At 71.9% G+C, this 19,914-nt stretch carries 18 protein-coding genes; 7 read left to right on the plus strand and 11 right to left on the minus strand.

The features are described from left to right. Positions 1–13 precede the first annotated feature (13 nt). Positions 14–826: an aldo/keto reductase gene (locus tag HNR02_RS19865; RefSeq protein ID WP_179774644.1), complete on the plus strand. Its 813-nt coding sequence runs from the start codon at positions 14–16 to the stop codon at positions 824–826. A 6-nt stretch (positions 827–832) separates the two neighbouring features. On the opposite strand, the gene HNR02_RS19870 is transcribed toward HNR02_RS19865, so the two are convergent. The 6 genes from HNR02_RS19870 to HNR02_RS19895 form a co-directional block, all read right to left on the minus strand. Further along, positions 833–1,141 (minus strand): hypothetical protein, encoded by a 309-nt coding sequence (locus HNR02_RS19870; RefSeq protein WP_179774645.1) that lies wholly within the window; start codon positions 1,139–1,141, stop codon positions 833–835. Positions 1,142–1,211: 70 nt separating this feature from the next. Continuing rightward, positions 1,212–3,320 (minus strand): 3-hydroxyacyl-CoA dehydrogenase NAD-binding domain-containing protein, encoded by a 2,109-nt coding sequence (locus tag HNR02_RS19875; protein WP_179774646.1) that lies wholly within the window; start codon positions 3,318–3,320, stop codon positions 1,212–1,214. Next, positions 3,317–4,507: a thiolase family protein gene (locus tag HNR02_RS19880; protein WP_179776015.1), complete on the minus strand. Its 1,191-nt coding sequence runs from the start codon at positions 4,505–4,507 to the stop codon at positions 3,317–3,319. Before HNR02_RS19880 ends, HNR02_RS19875 begins: the two co-directional genes overlap by 4 nt. A 798-nt stretch (positions 4,508–5,305) precedes the next feature. Beyond that, on the minus strand, positions 5,306–6,529 hold the full coding sequence (locus HNR02_RS19885) for a ribonuclease D (protein ID WP_179774647.1): 1,224 nt from the start codon (positions 6,527–6,529) through the stop codon (positions 5,306–5,308). Between the two features lie 89 nt (positions 6,530–6,618). Further along, positions 6,619–7,272, minus strand: a complete 654-nt coding sequence (locus tag HNR02_RS19890) for a response regulator (RefSeq protein ID WP_017983672.1) — start codon at positions 7,270–7,272, stop codon at positions 6,619–6,621. A 553-nt stretch (positions 7,273–7,825) separates the two neighbouring features. Beyond that, positions 7,826–8,389: a DUF3000 domain-containing protein gene (locus tag HNR02_RS19895; protein WP_179774648.1), complete on the minus strand. Its 564-nt coding sequence runs from the start codon at positions 8,387–8,389 to the stop codon at positions 7,826–7,828. An 87-nt stretch (positions 8,390–8,476) separates the two neighbouring features. On the opposite strand from HNR02_RS19895, the gene hemE reads away from it, so the two are divergent. From hemE to HNR02_RS19915, 4 genes are read left to right on the plus strand one after another with little or no spacing between them, the layout of a single operon-like run. Continuing rightward, positions 8,477–9,556 carry a uroporphyrinogen decarboxylase gene (gene hemE, locus HNR02_RS19900; RefSeq protein WP_179774649.1) on the plus strand — a complete coding sequence of 360 codons (1,080 nt, stop codon included), beginning with the start codon at positions 8,477–8,479 and terminating at the stop codon, positions 9,554–9,556. Next, positions 9,556–10,923, plus strand: a complete 1,368-nt coding sequence (gene hemG, locus HNR02_RS19905) for a protoporphyrinogen oxidase (protein WP_179774650.1) — start codon at positions 9,556–9,558, stop codon at positions 10,921–10,923. The genes hemE and hemG overlap by 1 nt, the downstream gene beginning before the upstream one ends. A 33-nt stretch (positions 10,924–10,956) precedes the next feature. Further along, positions 10,957–11,649, plus strand: a complete 693-nt coding sequence (gene hemQ, locus HNR02_RS19910; RefSeq protein WP_179774651.1) for a hydrogen peroxide-dependent heme synthase — start codon at positions 10,957–10,959, stop codon at positions 11,647–11,649. After that, complete coding sequence (locus tag HNR02_RS19915) at positions 11,650–12,984, plus strand: CoA transferase (RefSeq protein ID WP_179774652.1); 1,335 nt, start codon at positions 11,650–11,652, stop codon at positions 12,982–12,984. A 404-nt stretch (positions 12,985–13,388) separates the two neighbouring features. On the opposite strand, the gene msrB is transcribed toward HNR02_RS19915, so the two are convergent. The 4 genes from msrB to HNR02_RS19935 are packed head-to-tail and all read right to left on the minus strand — an operon-like array spanning position 13,389 to position 16,447. Then, the gene (msrB, locus tag HNR02_RS19920) at positions 13,389–13,811 is read right to left on the minus strand and encodes a peptide-methionine (R)-S-oxide reductase MsrB (RefSeq protein ID WP_179774653.1); all 423 of its coding nucleotides are present in this window, start codon (positions 13,809–13,811) and stop codon (positions 13,389–13,391) included. A 22-nt stretch (positions 13,812–13,833) separates the two neighbouring features. Continuing rightward, positions 13,834–14,124, minus strand: coding sequence for a hypothetical protein (locus HNR02_RS19925; RefSeq protein ID WP_179774654.1), 291 nt, complete (start codon positions 14,122–14,124; stop codon positions 13,834–13,836). A gap of 15 nt (positions 14,125–14,139) precedes the next feature. Continuing rightward, a complete protein-coding gene (locus HNR02_RS19930; protein ID WP_179776016.1) occupies positions 14,140–15,699 on the minus strand; it encodes a serine/threonine-protein kinase in 1,560 nt (519 codons plus the stop codon). Positions 15,700–15,718: 19 nt separating this feature from the next. Beyond that, positions 15,719–16,447, minus strand: a complete 729-nt coding sequence (locus HNR02_RS19935) for a TVP38/TMEM64 family protein (protein WP_312861055.1) — start codon at positions 16,445–16,447, stop codon at positions 15,719–15,721. A 54-nt stretch (positions 16,448–16,501) separates the two neighbouring features. Here HNR02_RS19935 and ligD point away from each other — a divergent pair, with 54 nt between their 5' ends. After that, positions 16,502–17,509 (plus strand): non-homologous end-joining DNA ligase, encoded by a 1,008-nt coding sequence (gene ligD, locus HNR02_RS19940; protein ID WP_179774656.1) that lies wholly within the window; start codon positions 16,502–16,504, stop codon positions 17,507–17,509. A gap of 36 nt (positions 17,510–17,545) precedes the next feature. Beyond that, entirely contained in the window at positions 17,546–18,538 is a 993-nt protein-coding gene (locus HNR02_RS19945; protein ID WP_179774657.1) for an LLM class flavin-dependent oxidoreductase, read from the plus strand. A 104-nt stretch (positions 18,539–18,642) separates the two neighbouring features. On the opposite strand, the gene HNR02_RS19950 is transcribed toward HNR02_RS19945, so the two are convergent. Continuing rightward, a complete protein-coding gene (locus HNR02_RS19950; protein WP_312861056.1) occupies positions 18,643–19,827 on the minus strand; it encodes a glycosyltransferase 87 family protein in 1,185 nt (394 codons plus the stop codon). Positions 19,828–19,914 lie beyond the last annotated feature (87 nt).

The raw sequence follows: 19,914 nt of genomic DNA on the forward strand, positions 1-19,914 counted from the left end.
TTACGGTTCTGGCATGGTGCCTTCGATCCGGTTGAACAACGACGTCGAGCTGCCCGCACTCGGGTTCGGGGTCTACAAGCTGCCCGACGACGAGGTCGGATCCGCGATGCACGTCGCCATGGAAGCCGGGTACCGCAGTTTCGACACCGCCACCCTGTACGGCAACGAGCGCGGGGTCGGCGAGGCGATCCGCTCGTCCGGGCTGCCGCGCGAGGAGCTGTTCGTCACCACCAAACTGTGGAACACCGAGCACGGCTACGACTCGGCATTGAAGGCGTTCGACGGCAGCCGGAAGCTCCTCGGACTCGACTACGTGGACCTGTACCTGATCCACTGGCCGGTCCCGGGCCAGGACCGCTACGTCGACACGTGGCGCGCGCTGGAAAAGATCCTCGCCGACGGCGGCGCCCGCGCGATCGGCGTGTCGAACTTCCAGGTCCCGCACCTGGAGCGGCTGATGAACGAGACCGAGATCGTGCCGGCCGTCAACCAGATCGAGCTGCACCCCGGCCTGCAGCAGCCGGAGCTGCGCGGGTTCCACGAGGAGCACGACATCGTCACCGAGGCGTGGAGTCCGCTGGCGCGCGGGCGGCAGCTGGACAGCGAGGTCGTGCGGACGGTCGCGCACAAGCACGGCAAGACCCCGGCGCAGGTGGTGCTGCGGTGGCACATCGAGATGGGCCACATGGTCATCCCGAAATCGGCGACACCCAGCCGCATCCGGGAGAACATCGACCTCTTCGACTTCGAACTGGACTCCCAGGACATCGCCGGTTTCGCGACGCTGGAGAGCGGTGACCGCCAGGGCCCGCACCCGGAGGGCTGACGGCGGCTACGCGGACCGCACGAGGAAGGGGACCACCAGCAGCACGACCGCCATCGGCCAGTGGATCCGTCCGTCCACCCGCGACTTCCGGATCACCAGCACGTTGAGGCCGAGGAACAGCGGCAGCAGGATGATCCACGACCCGGCGGCGAGCATCACGATCGGGGTGAGCCCGTCGTCCACGAGCGCCGGGTCGATCGACGCCCAACCCAGCCGGTCCAGGACAGCCCAGCCCAGGGTGACCAGGAACCCCACGGGCCAGACCGCGAGCACACCGAGGCCCGCGTTCAGCACCACACCCACGATCCAGCCCAAGTCGTACCTCGCAGACGTGAAAGCCCCCTCGCGTGACAGGACGCGCGAGGGGGCTTCCAGGTTCAGTGGGCTATGCGGGAACGGATGCCACACCCGGCGCCAGGAACGGCTTCCCGGTCACCTTCCGCGACACCCCGGTCCGGTCCAGGTACGGCGTGATGCCGCCCAGCCAGAACGGCCAGCCCGCGCCGAGGATCAGGCACAGGTCGATGTCCTGCGCTTCGGCGACCACACCCTCGTCGAGCATGATCCGGATCTCCTCGGCGATCGCGGACAGCGCCCGCTCACGCAGCTCCTCGGCCGTCGAGGGCTTGTCGCCCTGCTGCCACAGCGCGGCGACCTCCGGGTCGACCGACGGGGTGCCCTTGTCGTCCCACTGCCACACCGCGGTCTTGCCCGAGGACACGAACTTCTTGAGGTTCTCGCTCACCACGAAGCGGTCCGGGAACGCGCCGTGCAGCGTCTCGCCCACGTGCAGCGCGATCGCCGGGCCGACCAGCTGCATCAACGTCAGCGGCGACATCGGCAGGCCCAGTGGCTCCAGCGCGCGGTCGGCCACGTCGAACGGCGTGCCCTCGTCGACGGCGGTCAGCACCTCGCCGAGGAAACGCAGCAGCAGCCGGTTCACCACGAACGCCGGCGCGTCCTTGACCAGCACGCTGGACTTCTTCAACTGCTTGCCCACGGCGAACGCGGTCGCCAGCGCCGCGTCGTCGGTCTGCTCGCCGCGCACGATCTCCAGCAGCGGCAGCACGGCCACCGGGTTGAAGAAGTGGAACCCGACGACCCGCTCCGGGTGCCGCAGCTTCGAGGCCATCTCCGACACCGACAGCGACGAGGTGTTGGTGGCCAGAATCGCCTCGGGCTTGACGTGGTTCTCCAGGTCGCCGAACACCTGCTGCTTGACGCCCATCTCCTCGAACACGGCCTCGATCACGAAGTCCGCGTCCGCGAAGGCGGCCTTGTCCAGCGAACCGGACACCAGCGCCTTCAGGCGGTTCGCCTCGTCCGGCGAAATCCGCTTCTTGCCCAGCAACTTGTCGATCTCGGCGTGCACGTAGGACACACCCTTGTCGATGCGCCCCTGGTCCACGTCGGTCAGCACGACCGGGACTTTCAGGCGCCGCACGAACAGCAGCGCCAGCTGGCTGGCCATCAGGCCCGCGCCGACCACGCCGACCTTGGTCACCTTGCGCGCCAGCGATTTGTCCGGCGCGCCGGCCGGACGCTTGGCCCGCTTGTTGACCAGGTTGAACGAGTACAGCCCGGCGCGCAGGGTGTCGTCCACCAGCAGCTGCGCCAGCGCCTGCGTCTCGGCGGCGTAACCCGCGTCGAGATCGGCCGTGCGGGCCAGTTCCAGCAGTTCGACGGCCTTGGTCGCGCCCGGCGACGCGCCCTTGGTCTTACCGTCCACAATGGCCTTAGCGCGGCCGATCGCGGCGTCCCAGCCCGCGCCGCGGTCGATCTCGCGGCGGCTCGGAGCGACCTCGCCGTTGACCACTGTGGACAGCCACAGCAGCGACTGTTCGAGGAAGTCCGCGCTGCCCAGCAGTTCGTCGACGATGCCCAGGTCGGCGGCCTGCTGCGGCTTGAGCATCTTGTTCTGGTTCAGCGCGTTCTCGATGATCACCGTGACCGCGGCGTCCGGCCCGATCAGGTTCGGCAGCAACTGCGTGCCGCCCCAGCCAGGGAACAGGCCGAGGAACACCTCGGGGAACGAGATCGCCGCGGCCGACTCCGACAGCGTGCGGTAGTGGCAGGACAGGGCCAGCTCGAGGCCACCGCCCATGACCGCGCCGTTGACGAAGGCGAAGGTGGGGATCTTCGAGTCGGTCAGGCGGCGGAACACCGCATGGCCGGTCTCGGCGATCTCGTGCGCGAGGTTCGGGTCCGAGATCGCCTCGACACCGGACAGGTCGGCGCCGACCGCGAAGATGAACGGCTTGCCGGTCACCGCGATCGCGGCGGGCCCGGCGGCGAACGCCTCGTCGAGGGCGGCGTTCAGGCTCACCAGGCCCTGCGGGCCGAACGTGGACGGACGGGTGTGGTCGTGCCCGTTGTCCAGCGTGATCAGGGCGACCTGCCCGTCCAGGCCGGGGACCGTGATCAGGCGCGTGGTCGCCGTCGTGACGACCTCGTCCGGGAACGCGGCCTTGGCCTGCTCAACCGTGAAAGTCACTTGTCGCCTCCGTCGTAAGCGGGGTTCTCCCAGAGCACGGTGCCGCCCATGCCGAGGCCGATGCACATCGTGGTGAGGCCGTAGCGCACCTCGGGATGCTCGGCGAACTGGCGGGACAGCTGGGTCATCAGCCGGACGCCGGAGGAGGCCAGCGGGTGCCCGCAGGCGATCGCGCCGCCCCAGGCGTTGACGCGCGGGTCGGTCTGCTCGATGCCGAAGTGGTCGAGGAAGGCCAGCACCTGCACGGCGAATGCCTCGTTGATCTCGAACAGCCCGATGTCTTCGATGGACAGACCGGATCGCTTGAGCAGTTTCTCGGTGGCCGGGACCGGTCCGACGCCCATCACCTCGGGGTCGACGCCGGCGAAGGAGTAGCCGACCATCCGCATGCCGACGGGCAGGCCCAGCTCGCGGGCCGTCTCCTCATCGGCAAGAAGGGCACCGGTCGCGCCGTCGTTCAAGCCCGCGGCGTTTCCCGCGGTGACACGGCCGTGCGGGCGGAACGGGGTCTTGAGGGCCGCGAGGGTCTCGACGGTCGTGCCGGGGCGGGGCGGCTCGTCCTCGGTGGCCAGGCCCCAGCCCAGCTCGGAGCGGGTCGCGACCGGCACCAGCTCGGGGCCGATCCTGCCGGTCTTGACCGCCTCGGCGAACCGTTCCTGGCTCTGGGCGGCATACTCGTCGGCGCGGAGCTTGGTGATCGCCGGGAAGCGGTCGTGCAGGTTCTCCGCGGTCTGGCCCATGACCAGCGCGGACGGGTCGACGAGCTTGTCGGCGACAATGCGCGGGTTGGGATCGACGCCCTCGCCCATCGGGTGGCGGCCCATGTGCTCGACCCCGCCCGCGATGGCGACGTCGTAGGCACCGAAGCCGATCCCGCCCGCCACGGTGGTGACGGCGGTCATCGCGCCGGCGCACATGCGGTCGATCGCGTAGCCAGGGACGGAACGCGGCAGCCCGGCGAGCAGCGCGGCCGTGCGGCCGATCGTGAGACCTTGATCGCCGGTCTGGGTCGTCGCGGCGATCGCCACGTCGTCCACCCGCTCCGGCGGCAGCTCCGGATGGCGGCGCAGCAGCTCGCGGATGACCTTGACGACGAGGTCGTCGGCCCTGGTGTTGGCGTAGATGCCCTTGTCACCCGCCTTGCCGAACGGGGTGCGGACCCCCTCGACGAAGGCCACGGTGCGCACCGCCCGCGCGGTCGGCGCCAGGGGTGTTGCGGCCACGGTGTACTCCCTCTGGTCGGACTGGGACGGCCGGTTACCCGGCAGTACTGACCGCACTCTAGCCCCGGTTACCCGTCGGTAACCACCGTGGTGGCCTGCATGAGTGGGTGACGCCACCTTTTCGGGTAGGAGAGGGCTGAGCCGCCTTGGGCGAGCGGCAGCGAGCTGGAGTAAATCCGGAGCTGGGTGGTCATCCCGTCGCCTGACACCGGACGATCACCTTGAGCCAGGCATGCCAACCTTGCGGCCCCACGCCAAAGTGATATGCCCAAACAGGAAGGCGACGGGATGACCGCACAGCGACCCCCTGCCCGAGGTGAGCCGGACTCGAAACCCCTGGTCATCCCGGAGCCTGCCTGTCCGGCGAGGACGCTTTTGATCTTGAGAGCCTCGCTTCGGCTGGCGAGGTGACCGCTGGTTGCGTGGGCGGCCGGTAGTCGGTCGGCTCAGGTTCGGCCTCCCCCGCCCCTCCTTGCGGAGGGTTTCAGTCGCTGAGCAGCGGCGTCAAGGCGGGAAAGAGTACCTTGACCCCGCTGATCAGCGACCAAAGCAGGCTGGGGATGAGGGGCGGGGGCGGTCTGGGCCGGTCTTGGTTCGGCTTGCGTTGCCGGGCTCCGGTACCGCTTCGGCCAACACGCTGCCCGGGGCGGCCAACACGCTGCCCGGAGCGAAACACGCGCGTGTTTGCCGCTCGCGCTGCTGTGTTTGCCGTTCCGGGCGCTGTGTTGGCCGCTCCGGGCGCGACTGGCGCTCGTGCGGGGGCTAGGCGGTGGCTTGCAGCGCTTCCGTCAGGACGGGGGAGGCCAGCTCGACCTGCCACGGCCGTGCGCCACCGGCGGCGAGGGCCGCGGACACGCCCGGCAGGCTCCTGTCCTCGGGTGGGCGCCAGCAGGTGCGGCGCAACAGGTCGGGCAGCAGGAGGTTCTCCACCGGCAACTGGTGGTGCTCGGCGATTTTCGCCAGGCCAGCGCGTGCCGCCGCCAGGCGGGCTGCCGCGTCGGGGTCCTTGTCGGCCCAGCGGTTCGCCGGTGGGGGGCCGTCATGGGGCTGCGCGGGGTTCGGCAGCCGGTCCCGCGGCAGCTGCCGCGCGGACTGGAGATGCCGGAACCAGTTCCCGGTGTACCGGCGCTGCACCCGCCCACCGAACACCGGCAGCGCCTGCAGCTCCGCCACCGTCTTCGGCTCGGCCAGCACGGCGTTGACGATCGCGCTGTCGGGCAGCACCCGGCTCGGGGCGCGGTCGCGCTTGCGGGCCAGCTCGTCCCTCGCCTCCCACAGTGCACGGACCGCGGCCAGGCCACGGGCGGTGCGCACCTTGTGGATGCCCGACGTGCGGCGCCACGGCTCGCTCCGCGGGGCGGGCTGCGGGGCCGTGCGAACAGCTTCGAATTCCTGCCGCGCCCAGTCCAGCTTGCCCTGGGCGTCCAGCTCCGCTTCGAGCTTCTCCCGCAGCGGGATCAGCAGCTCGACGTCCAGAGCCGCGTAGTTGAGCCAGTCCACCGGCAACGGCCGCTTCGACCAGTCGGCGGCGCTGTGGCCCTTCTCCAAGTGGTAACCGAGCAACCGCTCGACGAGCGTGCCCAGCGCGACCCGGTCGTAGCCGGCCAGCCTGCCCGCCAGTTCGGTGTCGAACAGACTGCCCGGAACCAGATCCAGCTCGGCGAGGCACGGAAGATCCTGCGACGCCGCGTGCAGCACCCATTCCTGGCCGTTCAGCACGTCCTGGAGCGGCCCCAGCCTGCCCTCGACAGCGATCGGGTCCACCAGGACCGTCCCGGAACCCTCCCGGCGCAGCTGCACCAGATATGCCTTCGGCCAATAGCGGTAGCCGGAAGCGCGCTCGGTGTCCACCGCGATCGCACCGGTGCCCGCCGCCAGCCGTTCGCAGGCGCGCGCCAGCTCCGGCTCGTCCGCCACCACGTCCGGCGTCCCGTCGGACGGCTCCTTGAGCGTGACCGGGACAGCCGTCTCACTGGCATCAGGCACTTGATCTGCGGTTTCCACGTCGGTCAACCCTACGGGACGGGCGCACCGTCACCGGTACGCCCGTCCGTTGGGGTCCATTTCGTCTTCGATCAGCGGATGACGCCCGCGCGCATCGCCAGCGCCACCATCTGCGCCCGGTCGCCGGTGCCGAGCTTGCGCCCGATCCGGGACAGGTGCGATTTGACGGTGAGCGCGGAGAGGCTGAGCTCCTCGCCGATCTCCTTGTTGGACTGGCCGTCGGCGACCAGCTGCAGCACCTCCACCTCGCGCGCGGACAGCTCCCGCGGCGTGTTGTCGGTGCCCGGAACCCGGGTGCCGGTCGCGAGGACCGGAGCCACGCTCGGATCCGCGTACACTCCACCGTCCAGCACCCGGCGCACCCCGTCGGTCACCACCATGGGCGAAGCCGACTTGAGCAGATACGCCTGGGCGCCGGCCTGGAAGGCCGAGCGTACGGCATACGGGTCGTCGGACGAGGCGAGCACCACGATGCGGGGCCAGCCCTGGCTACGGAGCTCCGTGACCAGGTCGATCCCGCTCCCGTCCGGCAGGCCCAGGTCGAGGATGGCCAGGTCGCACGGACCCGTCGCGGTCGCCCGCGCCCTCGCCTCGGCTACCGAGGCAGCCTCGTGTACGGTGCCCGCACCCATCTGTGCGAGTCGTGCGGCAATAGCCTCCCTTAACAGCGGATGGTCGTCGACCACCAGCACGCTAAACAGCTCTTCCCGCGGATGCGGAACCATGCTCGCCGGCAAAGCACCGGCTGGCGTGGATCTGACGGCCTGCGATAAGCCGACGGCAGCCACGTCACTACCTCCCTGGAGTCGGTCGTGCCCCCCGACCGGCACCGGGTACTTTCGGCCGATCAGCCGCGCCAGCTCTAGACCGAAAGTGGTGTCGTCGAAGGCACTCTAGCCGCCCATCGCCCTCAGCGGGGGGATCGAACGGGTATCTATCTCGATCGGGTAGTTACTAGCTGGCATCGATGTAACACGATCGGACTAATACACGCCGAGTGGCTAACACCTCGCGGAGCGCCAGCGATAACACCTGACTGGGGACACGTTGGTGCGCGTGCATACACACCGTGCATCTGCTCACGCGCGGTTCCGGCCCGCGCCCACCGGTTGGGGTAGCGACGTCATCAGGTCGACGTAAGCGGACTGTTCGCGCAGCGTGTGGAGCCGGAACCAGGCTTCGAGGGTGGCCGGGCCGAGGACCCCGAGGCGGTCGGGGGCCGCGCAAGCGAACTCTATCGGCGCGATTCCCGGCGCGGTGCTGAGGTCTGCGTCACACTCAGCCGCTCTGCCGGTGCCCGAACAGCGACACGCCGACCGGGGGAAGCCCCGCCACACTCGACATCAGCTGGCAGAACGCCTCGCCGTGCGGGAGCAGCTGCTCGTCCGCCGGTGTCCAGGACGCCCGCAGCTCCAGGTCGTCGGAGCGGGCGGGCCCGCTGATGTCGCCGAAGCGCGCCGACGACGTCTCCGTGACCGTGCCGCCCAGCGCGGTGTAGGGCGCGCCGGAGTTCTCCAGCGCGTCGGTCAGCCAGGACCACCCGACCGCGGGCAGGAACGGGTCGCTGGCCAGTTCGCGGTCGATTTCCGCGCGCACGTAGACCACCATCCGCAGAACCCCGTCCCACGCCTCCGGGGCGTCCGGATCGTGCAGCAGCACCAGACGCCCGGTGGCCGTCACGTCCGCGGGACCGGCCGCGTCGCAGCTGAGCGCGTAGGACCAGGGAGCGAGGCGCTGCGGTGCGCGGACGGGTTCGAGGGTCATCTCCGGCCGGGGCCGGAGGGCCTGCAGCGCCGCGACAGCTTCACGGAACATCTCGGGCGCATGCGTCATCGCGGTCACCAGCCGACTGTAGGACGGCGAGCGGGCGCGGGGCGGCAGACGCGCCGAGGTAAGGGCATGGCGGGCCGCGTGGCACCATGGTTGACGATGTCTACTACCGCGCAGTCGCGCCCGCGACCGGCCCACCGGGACCTCGCCGGCTCTCCCTTCCTCGCCGCCGCCCGTGGCCGCCGTCCGTCGCGGCTGCCCGTCTGGTTCATGCGCCAGGCGGGCCGTTCGCTGCCCGAGTACCGGGCGCTGCGCGAGGGCGTGCCGATGCTCACGGCCTGCTTCGACGCCGAGATGATCGCCGAGATCACGCTCCAGCCGGTGCGGCGGCACGGCGTGGACGCCGCCATCTTCTTCTCCGACATCGTGGTGCCGCTGGTCGCGGCCGGGATCGACGTCGACATCGTGCCCGGCACCGGTCCCGTGGTGGCCGAGCCGGTGCGGGACGCGGCCGCGGTCCGCCGCCTGCCCGAACTGGACCCGGCGCGGATCGAACCGGTACTGGAGGGCACCCGGCTGCTGGTCGAGCGCCTCGGCGGGACGCCGCTGATCGGGTTCGCGGGCGCGCCGTTCACGCTCGCCTCCTACCTCATCGAGGGCGGTCCGAGCCGCAGCTTCGAGCGCACCAAGGCGCTCATGCACTCCGAGCCCGCCGTGTGGCACGAGCTCGCGGGCAGGCTCGCCGAGATCGCGGTGACCTTCCTGCGCGGTCAGGTCGAGGCCGGTGCCGACGCGGTGCAGCTGTTCGACTCCTGGGCCGGCGCGCTGACGCTGCGCGAGTACCGCGAGTTCGTGCAGCCGCACTCGACGCGGGTGCTGGGCGCGGTCGCCGACCTCGACGTGCCGCGCATCCACTTCGGGGTGGGCACCGGCGAGATCCTGCCCGCCATGCGCGAGGCCGGTGCCGACGTGGTCGGCGTCGACTGGCGCGTCCCGCTGGACGAGGCCGTCCGGCGGCTGACCGCGCAGGGCGAGCCGGTGCCGGTCGTGCAGGGCAACCTGGACCCGGCGCTGCTGCAGGCGTCCTGGCCGGTGGTGGAGGCCGAGGTGCGGCGCATCGGCGCGGAGGGCCGTGCCGCCGCGGGCCACATCTTCAACCTGGGTCACGGTGTGCCGCCGGGCACCGACCCGGACGTGCTGACCCGCGTCGTCGAGCTCGTCCACAGCCTGGAGTCCTGATGCACGTCGCGGTGGTCGGCGGCGGGGTTTCGGGCGCCGTCGCGGCCTACCGCCTGCGTGCCGCGCTCGGCGACGGCGCCACGATCACGATCTTCGAGGCGACGGACTTGCTCGGTGGCAAGCTCCGCGCGGCCGAGGTCGGCGGGGTGCGCTACGACGTGGGTGCGGAAGCGTTCCTCGCGCGCCGTCCGGAAGGCGTCGCGCTGGCCGCCGAGCTGGGGCTGGAGCTGGTGCACCCGACCGGGGCGAAGTCGACCGTGCGCGCGGGCGGGCGTCTCACGCGGCTGCCCGGCGGGACCCTGATGGGTATCCCGGGCTCGCCGGACGCGGTCGCGGACGTGCTTTCCCCCGGCGCGCGGGCCCGCGTCGCCGCCGAACCCGACCTGCCTCCGCTCACGCTGAACGACGACATCGCCCTGGGTGCCCTGCTGCGCGAGCGGTTCGGTGACGAGCTCGTGGACCGCCTCGTCGACCCGCTGCTCGGCGGTGTCTACGCGGGCGGCGCGGACGGGCTCGGGCTGCGCGCGACCGTGCCCGCGCTGGCTGCCGCGCTCGACCGCGGCGCCACCTCACTGACCGCGGCCGCCGCGGGACTGATCCCGGACAAGCCCAGTTCGGCTCCGGTGTTCGGCACCTTGCCCGGCGGTCTCGGGACGCTGGTCGAGCGGCTCGTCGAGCTGGCCAAGCCGGACGTGCGGACCGGCGCGCCGGTCACCGGGCTGCAGCGGCGGGAGGAGGGCTGGCGGCTCGGGGTCGGCGCCGAGGTGGTCGACGTCGACGCCGTGCTGCTCGCGGTGCCCGCTCCCGCGGCGCGCAGGCTGCTCGACGGCGTCGTGCCCGCCGCGTCGGCCGCGCTCGGCGAGATCGACCTGGCGTCGATGGCGGTGGTCGCGATGGCCCTGCCACCCGGTACCGAACTGCCGGACGCCTCCGGCGTGCTGATCGGAGCCCGTGAGCGGCGTGCGAGTGGCCAGCCGTTCGCGGCCAAGGCGTTCACGTTCTCCTCGCGGAAGTGGTCGCACCTGGACGCCGGGCCGGTGCTGGTGCGCGGCTCGGTCGGCCGGTTCCGCGAGCCCGGCGCGCTGCACCGGGACGACGACGAGCTGGTGCGTCTGGTGCGCGCCGACCTGGCCGAGCTCACCGGCATCACCGTGGAACCGGTCGACGTGGCGGTGCAACGGTGGGGTGGCGGGCTGCCGCAGTACGGGCCCGGTCACCTCGACCTCGTCGACCGCGCCGAGCGGGCCGTCGCGGACGTGCCCGGCCTCGCGTTGGCGGGGGCCGCGCTGCACGGTGTCGGGGTGCCGGCGTGCATCGCGACCGCCACCGCGGCAGCGGCGCGCGTCACCTCACACCTGGTGCCCTAGCAGCCGGTTTCGCCGCGGTGCCAAGATGGGTGCATGGCGCGGCTGAACTTCCAGGAACTCAACGACAGCATCCGCTACACCGCCTGGTCGGTGTTCCGGGTCGAGCCGGGGCGGCTCCCCGAGGACCGCGGCCAGGCCGCGGCGGAAACCACCGAGTACCTCGACGCGCTCGAGGGCAAAGGGGTGGTGGTGCGCGGCGTGTACGACGTCGCCGGGCTGCGGGCCGACGCCGACTACCTGATCTGGTGGCACGCCGAGACGGCCGAGCAGGTGCAGGCCGCCTACACCGGCTTCCGCCGCACGCCGCTGGGCCGTGTGTCGGTGCCGGTGTGGAGCCAGTTCGCGTTGCACCGGCCCGCCGAGTTCAACAAGAGCCACATCCCGGCGTTCCTGGCCGGGGAGGAGGCGCGGAAGTACCTCTGCGTGTACCCGTTCGTCCGCTCCTACGAGTGGTATCTGCTGCCCGACGACGAGCGCCGCAAGATGCTCGCCGACCACGGCAAGGAGGCCCGGGACTACCCGGACGTGCGCGCCAACACCGTCGCCTCGTTCGCGTTGGGCGACTACGAGTGGATCCTCGCGTTCGAGGCCGACGAGCTGCACCGCATCGTCGACCTGATGCGTCACCTGCGTGGCACCGAAGCGCGGCTGCACGTGCGCGAGGAAACCCCGTTCTACACCGGGACGCGGGTGCCTCCCGCCGAGCTGATCGCCAACCTGCCGTAGGTGTTCGACGCGCTGTGGCGCGACCTGACCGGTGACGCGCCCGGCCCGGTCGGGATCACCGGCGCGGAGACCGTGCTGCCCGGCCCGTTCCGGGTGGCGGCGGCCGCGTCCGCGAGCGTCGCGGCGGCCACCCTTGCCGCGGCTGATCTGTTGCGGTTGCGCGGCATCGAGCCGGGTGTGGTCAGGGTGGATACGCGTCATGCCGCGGCGGCCTTCCGCAGCGAAAAGCTCGTACGCGTGGACGGCGAACCGCCCGGCGATGTCTGGGCCGTGCTGTCCGGCGACTACCGGGCGACCGACGGCTGGGTGAAGCTGCACTGCAACTACCCCCACCACGCGGCCGCTGTCCGCCGGGCGCTCGGGGTGCCGGAGGACCGGGACGCGGTGGCCGTCGCCGTCGGGGAGCGGGATGCGTGGGACGTGCAGGAGTCCGTGGTCGCCGACGGCGGCGCCGCCGCGGCGATGCGGACCCGGGAGCAGTGGCTCGGCAGCCCGATGGGGCGGGCGCTGGACGGGGCGCCGCTGGTGGCCTTCGAGGCCATCGGCCCGGCTTCGGTGCGTCCGCTGCCGGAGTCGCCGCGGCCGCTGGGCGGGATGCGGGTGCTGGACCTGACGCATGTCATCGCCGGGCCGGTGGCGGGACGGGTGCTGGCGGCGCACGGGGCGGACGTGCTGCACGTCGGCGCCGCCCATCTGCCGACGGTGCACCCGCTGGTGGTCGACACCGGCATGGGCAAACGGTCGGCGCACCTGGACCTGCGGACCGCGGACGGCAGGGCGGCGTTGTGGCGGCTGATCGGCGAGGCCGACGTGCTCCTGCAGTCGTTCCGGCCGGGCGCGCTCGCCGGGCTCGGGTTCACGGCCGACCGGCTGGCGTGGGCGCGGCCCGGGATCGTGCTGGTCGAGCTGAACGCGTGGGGCTGGCACGGGCCGTGGCGGCAGCGGCGCGGTTTCGACAGCCTGGTGCAGATGGCGTCCGGAATCGCGTGGGGTGACGACGGGCCGCGGCCGCTCCCGGTGCAGGCGCTGGACCACGCGACGGGATGGCTGGCGGCCGCGGCGGCGATGATCGCGTTGCGGCGGCGGGCCACCGAAGGCGGGAGCTTACGGGCCCGGCTGGCGCTCGCGCGGACGGGACGGTGGCTGGACTCGCTCGGCCGCTGCACGGAGGCGGGAGCCACGGTGGACGTCTCAGGCTTCCTGGCGGAGACGGACAGCGGCTTCGGGCGACTGCGGTACGTGACGATGCCGGGTTCGGTGCCGGGGGCGGAACCGGGATGGTCACGGCCGTCGCCGGTGCCGGGGAGTTCACCCGCGGAGTGGCTTCGCGGGTGAGCTTGCCGGCGGTGGCCCGCGGCGTTCCGGCGGTGCCGCGGGTGTGGCCGGGTGGTTCAGCGCTGAGCGTGCCGGAGGCGGAATGCGCGCCGGCGCCGGAACAGGTCGCCGAGAGCTGCAGCAGATCGGCGACGATGGCACGGCGTCTGGCGCGCAGGGCCCGCACCTCGGTCGCCACGCGGTCCGCGTCGAATCCCGCCGGAGGCGCGCCACCCGCCGGTGCGGTCCGCCGCCGCGCCGCTTGGGCAGTAGCGGCCCGGTCAGGCGCACCACGACGGGCAGCAGCACCAGCACGGCGTAGATGACGAGGAACGTCGGGAACGGCAGGCCCAGGTAGGCATCGTCACCGCTCCTGACGGTCACCAAACCGGCTCCCGCAACCACCGGTGCGGGAGACCAGGCGGCTACTCGGCGGGCACCAGGCGCAGGGAGATCGAGTTGATGCAGTACCGCTGGTCGGTCGGGGTGGGGTAGCCCTCGCCCTCGAAGAGGTGCCCGAGGTGGCTGTGGCAGGTCGCGCACAGCACCTCGGTGCGCACCATGCCCATCGTCCGGTCCTCACGCAGCAGCACCGAGTCCGACCCGCTCGGGTCGAAGAACGACGGCCAGCCGCAGTGGCTCTCGAACTTGGTGTCGCTGCGGAAGAGTTCCGCACCGCACGCGCGGCACTCGTAGACGCCGGTGGTCTTGGTGTCGGTGTACTCGCCGGTGAACGGCCGCTCCGTCGCCGCCTGGCGCAGCACCGCGTACTCCTCGGGGGAGAGCTGCTCGCGCCATTCCTGGTCCGGCTTGACCACCTTCGGGGTGGCTCCCACGACAGGTTCCATGCGAGGTTTCATATCTTTCAGGCTACTCGGCGAGCCACTCCAGGGCCCGTACCACGATGTCCCACGAGGCGACGATCACGCCCAGCACCAGCAGCACCACCACGGTAGCCGCGATCCACCACCGCAGACCGCCCACGCGGCTGCTGGACGCGGCGAACTCCTCCACGTTGTGCAGGGTTCCCTCGACGGTGAACCCCGGCTCGCACCGCTGCATCCGGTCCAGGTGCCTGGCGAACGCCTGGGCCTCCGGATCGTCGGGGTCGAGACCGATCAGGTCGTCGTCGAAGCGCGGGTTGCGGCCGCTTTCGGTCATACCGCCCAGGGTAGGTCAACCGATCCTGGTGTCGGCGTCGATGAGCAGACCGCCGCCGGTGTCGACGACCCGCCAGCCCACCCGGCCGACCCCGTTGATGGAGACGAACATGGTGGCCGAACCGTCGGAGTTGGCGCCCTGGTCCGCGCGGATCGAGCTGTAGCCCTGGATCTCGTGCTCCGACCAGTACTGCTGGAACGCCTGCTGGCTGCCGAACAGCGACTGCGCGGCGGGGGTCAGCAGCGTCCACGCCGCGGCCGAGCCCTTGCCGTCCAGGTAAGCCTTCACGATCTGGCCGGCGGACCCGAAGTCCACCGATCCGGTGCTCGCCGTCTTGCCCAGGTCGGCCGGCGGCAGCGCGCTGCTGGACGGGCTCGACGGCGCCGACGTCGGCGCGGTGGTGCCGCCGCCCGAGTTGGCCTGCGTCGCGCCGTCGTTCGCCGAGTCGTCGCCGTTGAGGGCCACGATCAGCACGGCGGCGATCACGGCGACCACCACGGCCGCAGCTCCGATCAGCACACCCTTGCGCTTGACCGGCGACGGCTTGGCGGCCTGTGGCGGCTTCGGCGGCGGGATGAACGCGGCCGTCGGGGTACGGGGGCTGCGCTGCGGCGGAGCGGCTGAGGGCGGGGCGGCCGGGGGCGCGGCGGTGGCGGCACCGGTGCGCTGCCACGGCGGCCGCTCCGCGGGCGGGTCGACCGGCATCGCCGCGGGCTGGCGGCCCCCGTTGTACAGCGGCGGCGACACCATGGTGGCGGCCTTGGTGTCCTTCTCGCCGTTGGCGAGCGCGGCCAGCCGGTCGCGGGCCTCCAGCATGGTCGGCCGCTCCTCCGGCTCGACCCGCAGCAGGCTCATCAGCAGCGCGGTCGCCTTGCCGGACTGGCGTGGCGGCACGACCTGCCCGTTCGCCGCGGTGTAGAGCAGGGCCAGCTGGTTGGAGCTGTTGCCGTAGGGCGGCTGGCCCTCCAGCGCGTGGTAGAGCGTGGCGCCGAGGGAGAAGACGTCGGAGGCGGGCGCCGGGTCCGAGCCGCGCGCCAGCTCGGGCGCCAGGTAGGCCGGGGTGCCGCCGATCAGGCCGGTCTGGGTGAGCGTCAGGTCACCCGCCGCGCGCGAGATGCCGAAGTCGGTGATCTTGGCCGTGCCGTGCTCGTCGATCAGGATGTTGGCGGGCTTGATGTCGCGGTGCACGATGCCGGCGCGGTGCGCGACGACGAGCGCGGAGGCGACCTGGTGCCCGATGCGGGCGACCTCGGCCAGCGCCATCGTGCCCTGCTCGGCGATGACCGCCGACAGGCTCTTCGAGGGCAGGTACTCCATGACGAGGCACGGATCCCCGCTGTGCTCGGCGATGTCGAACACCACGATGGCGTTGGGGTGCTGGAACCGGGCCGCGTTCTTCGCCTCGCGCATCGCGCGCTGGCGCATGCTGCTGCGTTCCGCCTCGGACATGCCCGGCTGGGCGAGGATCTGCTTCACCGCGACCGAACGTTCGAGGCGCTCGTCCACCGCGCGCCACACGACGCCCATGGCGCCGCTGCCGATGTGCTCAACGAGGCGATAGTGCCCTGCGATCAGTTGACCGGTGTCGATGGGACTACTCCTCGGAAACTCTCCGCATGTGCTGGCTTGGCTCAGCGCGAACGATCTCCTCGCGCACCGGGTCGAGTGTAGCGGGCTGCTTCGTGCGCCCGGCGTAAGCTGTCCCGCGGGCGATTCGGGCCAGTCCAACGGCCCCGGCGAGTGCGAAGGCACCGTAGCAGACCAGCAGAGCCGGGGGCGTGCCGCCGGTGAGCGCGTCACCCAGCACCACCACCGCGATCGTGCCGGGCAGGCTGCCGAGGACGGTCCCGGCCAGGTACGGGCCGAACCGCACGGACAGGATGCCGCAGCAGTAACCCAGTGGTGCGAAGGGAACCAGCGGGATCAGCCGCAGCGACGCGACCGCGAGCACACCGCCGCCTGCCAGCCGCTCGTCCACCGCGCGCACCACTGTCCGTTCCAGGTGACGGGCCACGAGATCGCGCCCGGCCCACCGGGCCAGCCCGAACCCGAGCGCGCCGGAGATCGCGGTGGCGGTGATGGCGACCACGATGCCGAGGGCGTCCCCGAGGAGCAGGCCCGCCGCGAGGTTGAACACGGTGCGGGGTATGGGGGCCACGGTGAGTACCGAATAGGCGGCCAGGAACAGGAACGCGGTGACCGGGCCCGCAGCGCCGGCCCAGTCGCGCAGTTCCGCGGGGCTGGGCACGGGAAGTGTGAACGCCGCCACGACCGCCCCGGCGAGCAGGACGAGAGCGAGGACCAGTTTCACGCGGCGGGTCACGACCTCCACGGTAAGGCACGCGCGGAACCACGCGTGCGCGGCTACGGTGAGCCGGTGGCAGGTGCAGCGATCGAATACCAGGTGGGCGCGCGCACGGTGCGGGTGTCCAATCCGGACAAGGTGTACTTCCCCGAGCGGGGCATCACCAAGCGGCAGGTCGTGGAGTACTACCTCGCGGTCGCCGAGCCGTTGCTGCGCGCGATCGGCGAGCGCCCGACGACGCTGAAACGGTTCCCCGACGGCGTTTCCGGTGAACCGTTCTACGCCAAACGGCTGCCCAAGGGCGCGCCCGAGTGGGTGCAGACCGCGCGGATCACGTTCCCGTCCGGCCGTACCGCCGACGAGGTCTGCCCGACCGAGGCCGCGGTGTTCGCGTGGGCGGCCAACCTCGGCACGCTCGACTTCCACCCCTGGCCGGTGCGGCGGCCCGACGTCGACCACCCGGACGAACTGCGGATCGACGTCGACCCCTCGGACAGCTCCGGTTTCGACGACGCGGTCCGGGTCGCGCTGGTGGTGCGTGAGGTGCTGGCCGACGCCGGGCTGACCGGGTATCCGAAGACGTCCGGCGGGCGCGGGGTGCACGTGCTGGCGCGGATCCGGCCGGAGTGGGACTTCGTCGCGGTGCGGCACGCGGTGATCGCGCTGGGCCGGGAGGTGGAACGGCGCCTCCCCGATCTGGCGACGATCGCGTGGTGGAAGGAGGAACGCGGCGGGCGCGTGTTCCTCGACTACAACCAGGCCGCGCGGGACCGGACGGTCGCCTCGTCGTGGTCGGTGCGCGGCACGGCGCGGGCGACGGTGTCGACGCCGCTGACCTGGGCGCAGCTGCCCGAGGTGCACCCGGACGACTTCGACGTGCTGACGGTGCCGGACTGGCTGTCCGCGCACGGTGACCCGCACGCGGGCATGGACGACGAGCCGTTCGGCCTGGAGACCGCGCTGGAGTGGTACGCCCGCGACGAGCGCGACCACGGCTTGGGGGAGATGCCCTATCCACCGGATTATCCCAAAATGCCGGGCGAGCCGAAGCGGGTGCAGCCCAGCCGGGCGCGGGACTGACGGAACACCCGCCGCGCGCCGGTTGTTGACCAAGGCGTGAAACTGTCCGTGCTCGACCGGTCCCGCACCCGCGAAGGTGGCACCCACGCCGAAGCGCTGCGGGAGACCGTGGCGTTCGCGCGGCAGGCCGAAGGACTGGGCTACCACCGGTTCTGGGTGTCGGAGCACCACAGCGTCCCTGGCGTCGCCGGGTCCGCGCCGACCGTGCTGGCGGCCGCCGTGGCGGACGCGACCGAGCGCATCCGCGTCGGCACCGGGGGCGTGATGCTGCCCAACCACCAGCCGCTGGTGGTCGCGGAGCAGTTCGGGGTGCTGGAGGCGCTGCATCCGGGCCGGATCGACATGGGGCTCGGCCGCTCGGTCGGCTTCACCGGCGGCGTGCGGCGCGCGCTCGGCCACGGCAAGGACGACGCCGACCGCTTCGGTGAGCAGGTACGGCTCCTGCTCGGCTACCTCGACGACACCCAGTCGGAGCATCCCGGCGTGCACGCGTTCCCGGCCGAAGGGCAGCCGATCCCGGCGTTCCTGCTGGCCACCGGCGCGGGTGCGGACCTCGCCGCTTCGCTGGGGCTGCCGCTGGTCATCGGCGCGATCCGCGGCGAGGCACGCATGACCGAGGCGATCCGCCGCTACCGGGAGGGGTTCGTCCCGTCGTCCCGCTGCCCGGTGCCGTACGTGATCGTCTCGGCGACGGTCGCGGTCGCCGGGACCAGGGAGGCCGCGGAACGGCTGCTCGTGCCGGAAGCGTGGGCGTCGGCCTGGTCACGGACCCACGGAGTGTTCCCGCCGCTGCGCTCCGCCGGGGAGATCCTGGCCCTGGACATGACGCCCCGCGAACGCACGCTGTTCGACGAGGCCCGGCGGGGTCACATCGCGGGCGCCCCCGACGAGGCGGCCGCGGCGCTGACCGGACTGGCCGACCGCACCGGCGCCGACGAGATCCTGGTGACCACGAGCACCTACGACCGCGCCGAGATGCTCGACTCCTACCGGCTGCTGGCCGGGGCCCTCGCACCGGTTCCCGCCTGACTCTGCCGCCGGGAGGGGCCAACACGGTGCCCGGAAGGGCCAACACGCGAGCGGGAAGGGCCAACACGGTGCCCGGAGCGGCCAACACGCGAGCGGGAGGGGCGTCAGGCTGGCCGGGTGGTGTCCGCGGGCAGTGCGGCGGGGTCCTTCGGGGTCCGGTAGTACAGCGCGACCGCGAGGAACACCGCGTAGGTGAGCCAGAGGTAGCCGTTCTGGAAGAGCCACTCCAGGCCCGCCGGTTTGAAGTCCAGCACCGTGCCCGCATCGAAACCGAGCAGCTCCAGCACGCCGCCGGAGGTCACGAGCCCGGCGCCGAGCAGGCCGATCCAGCCCAGCACCGACCCGCGCAGCGCGAGGTTGCCCAGGCAGAGCAGCAGCATCGCCAGCCACACCCAGTGATGCACCCAGCTGTACGGCGACACCGCGGTCATCCCCATCCCGCACAGGGTCACCGCGATCAGTTCCTCACCGCGCGCGGCGAGGCGGCGGGCGAGCAGCAGGCACACCACGGCGGTCGCGACGGCGGCCAGCGCCCACACGATCTGCATCCCGCCCGTGACGTCGATCGTCCGCGCGAAGAACCCGCGCAGCGACTCGTTCGACGGGTTCTCCGGCACACCGACCCGGGTGGGGTCGAAGAACGCGCCGGACCAGAACGTCGCCGAGTCGTGCCACAGGAAGGCGAACCCGACGGCCACGGTCACCACGAACGCGACGCCCGAGACGATCGCGGCCCGGTAGCGGCGCGTGACCAGCAGGTACAGCACGAAGAACGCCGGGGTCAGCTTGATCCCGGCCGCGATGCCGATCAGGACGCCCTTGACCTTCGACGAATCGGGCAGCGCCACGTCCAGCAGCACCAGCGTCATGAGCAGGATGTTGACCTGGCCGAACGCCATCGTCTCGCGGATCGGTTCGCACCACATGAGCAGCGCGGCGACCGGCAGGCTGAACAGCACGAGCCGCAGATCGCGCCGGAACCGCAGCAGCGACAGGGCCGCCCACACGCCGACGACCAGCATCGCATAGTCACCCAGCGCGCCCACCCACGTGAACGAATCACCCTTCAGCGGGGCGAGCGGCGTGAACAGCAGCGCGGAGAACGGCGTGTAGACGAACTCCCACTCACCGCGGACGTTGCCCAGCAGCGGGGTGTCGTAGACGGACACGCCGTGCAGGACGCGTTCGCCCGCGATGCGGTACACGCCGAGGTCCAGCAGGTGCATCAGCACCGGTAGCTGGGCGAGCACCTGTTTGACGTAGAAGAACCCGGCCACCGCGCCGAGCACCGTGACGGGCCAGAAGGCGGGCCAGGGAATCGGTCGCCGAACGCTGCCCCGGGGCGCCGGCCGCACAGCCGGCGTCTCGACCGCGGA

The organism is Amycolatopsis endophytica (assembly GCF_013410405.1).
Taxonomy (GTDB): Bacteria; Actinomycetota; Actinomycetes; order Mycobacteriales; family Pseudonocardiaceae; genus Amycolatopsis_E; species Amycolatopsis_E endophytica.

What these genes read in the sequence shown, in the direction of transcription:
- HNR02_RS19865 (WP_179774644.1), top strand. Translation starts at nt 14, where the DNA reads ATGGTGCCTTCGATCCGGTTGAACAACGACGTCGAGCTGCCCGCACTC.
- HNR02_RS19890 (WP_017983672.1), bottom strand. Translation starts at nt 7,272, where the DNA reads ATGGTTCCGCATCCGCGGGAAGAGCTGTTTAGCGTGCTGGTGGTCGAC.
- hemE (WP_179774649.1), top strand. Translation starts at nt 8,477, where the DNA reads ATGTCTACTACCGCGCAGTCGCGCCCGCGACCGGCCCACCGGGACCTC.
- hemG (WP_179774650.1), top strand. Translation starts at nt 9,556, where the DNA reads ATGCACGTCGCGGTGGTCGGCGGCGGGGTTTCGGGCGCCGTCGCGGCC.
- hemQ (WP_179774651.1), top strand. Translation starts at nt 10,957, where the DNA reads ATGGCGCGGCTGAACTTCCAGGAACTCAACGACAGCATCCGCTACACC.
- msrB (WP_179774653.1), bottom strand. Translation starts at nt 13,811, where the DNA reads ATGGAACCTGTCGTGGGAGCCACCCCGAAGGTGGTCAAGCCGGACCAG.
- HNR02_RS19925 (WP_179774654.1), bottom strand. Translation starts at nt 14,124, where the DNA reads ATGACCGAAAGCGGCCGCAACCCGCGCTTCGACGACGACCTGATCGGT.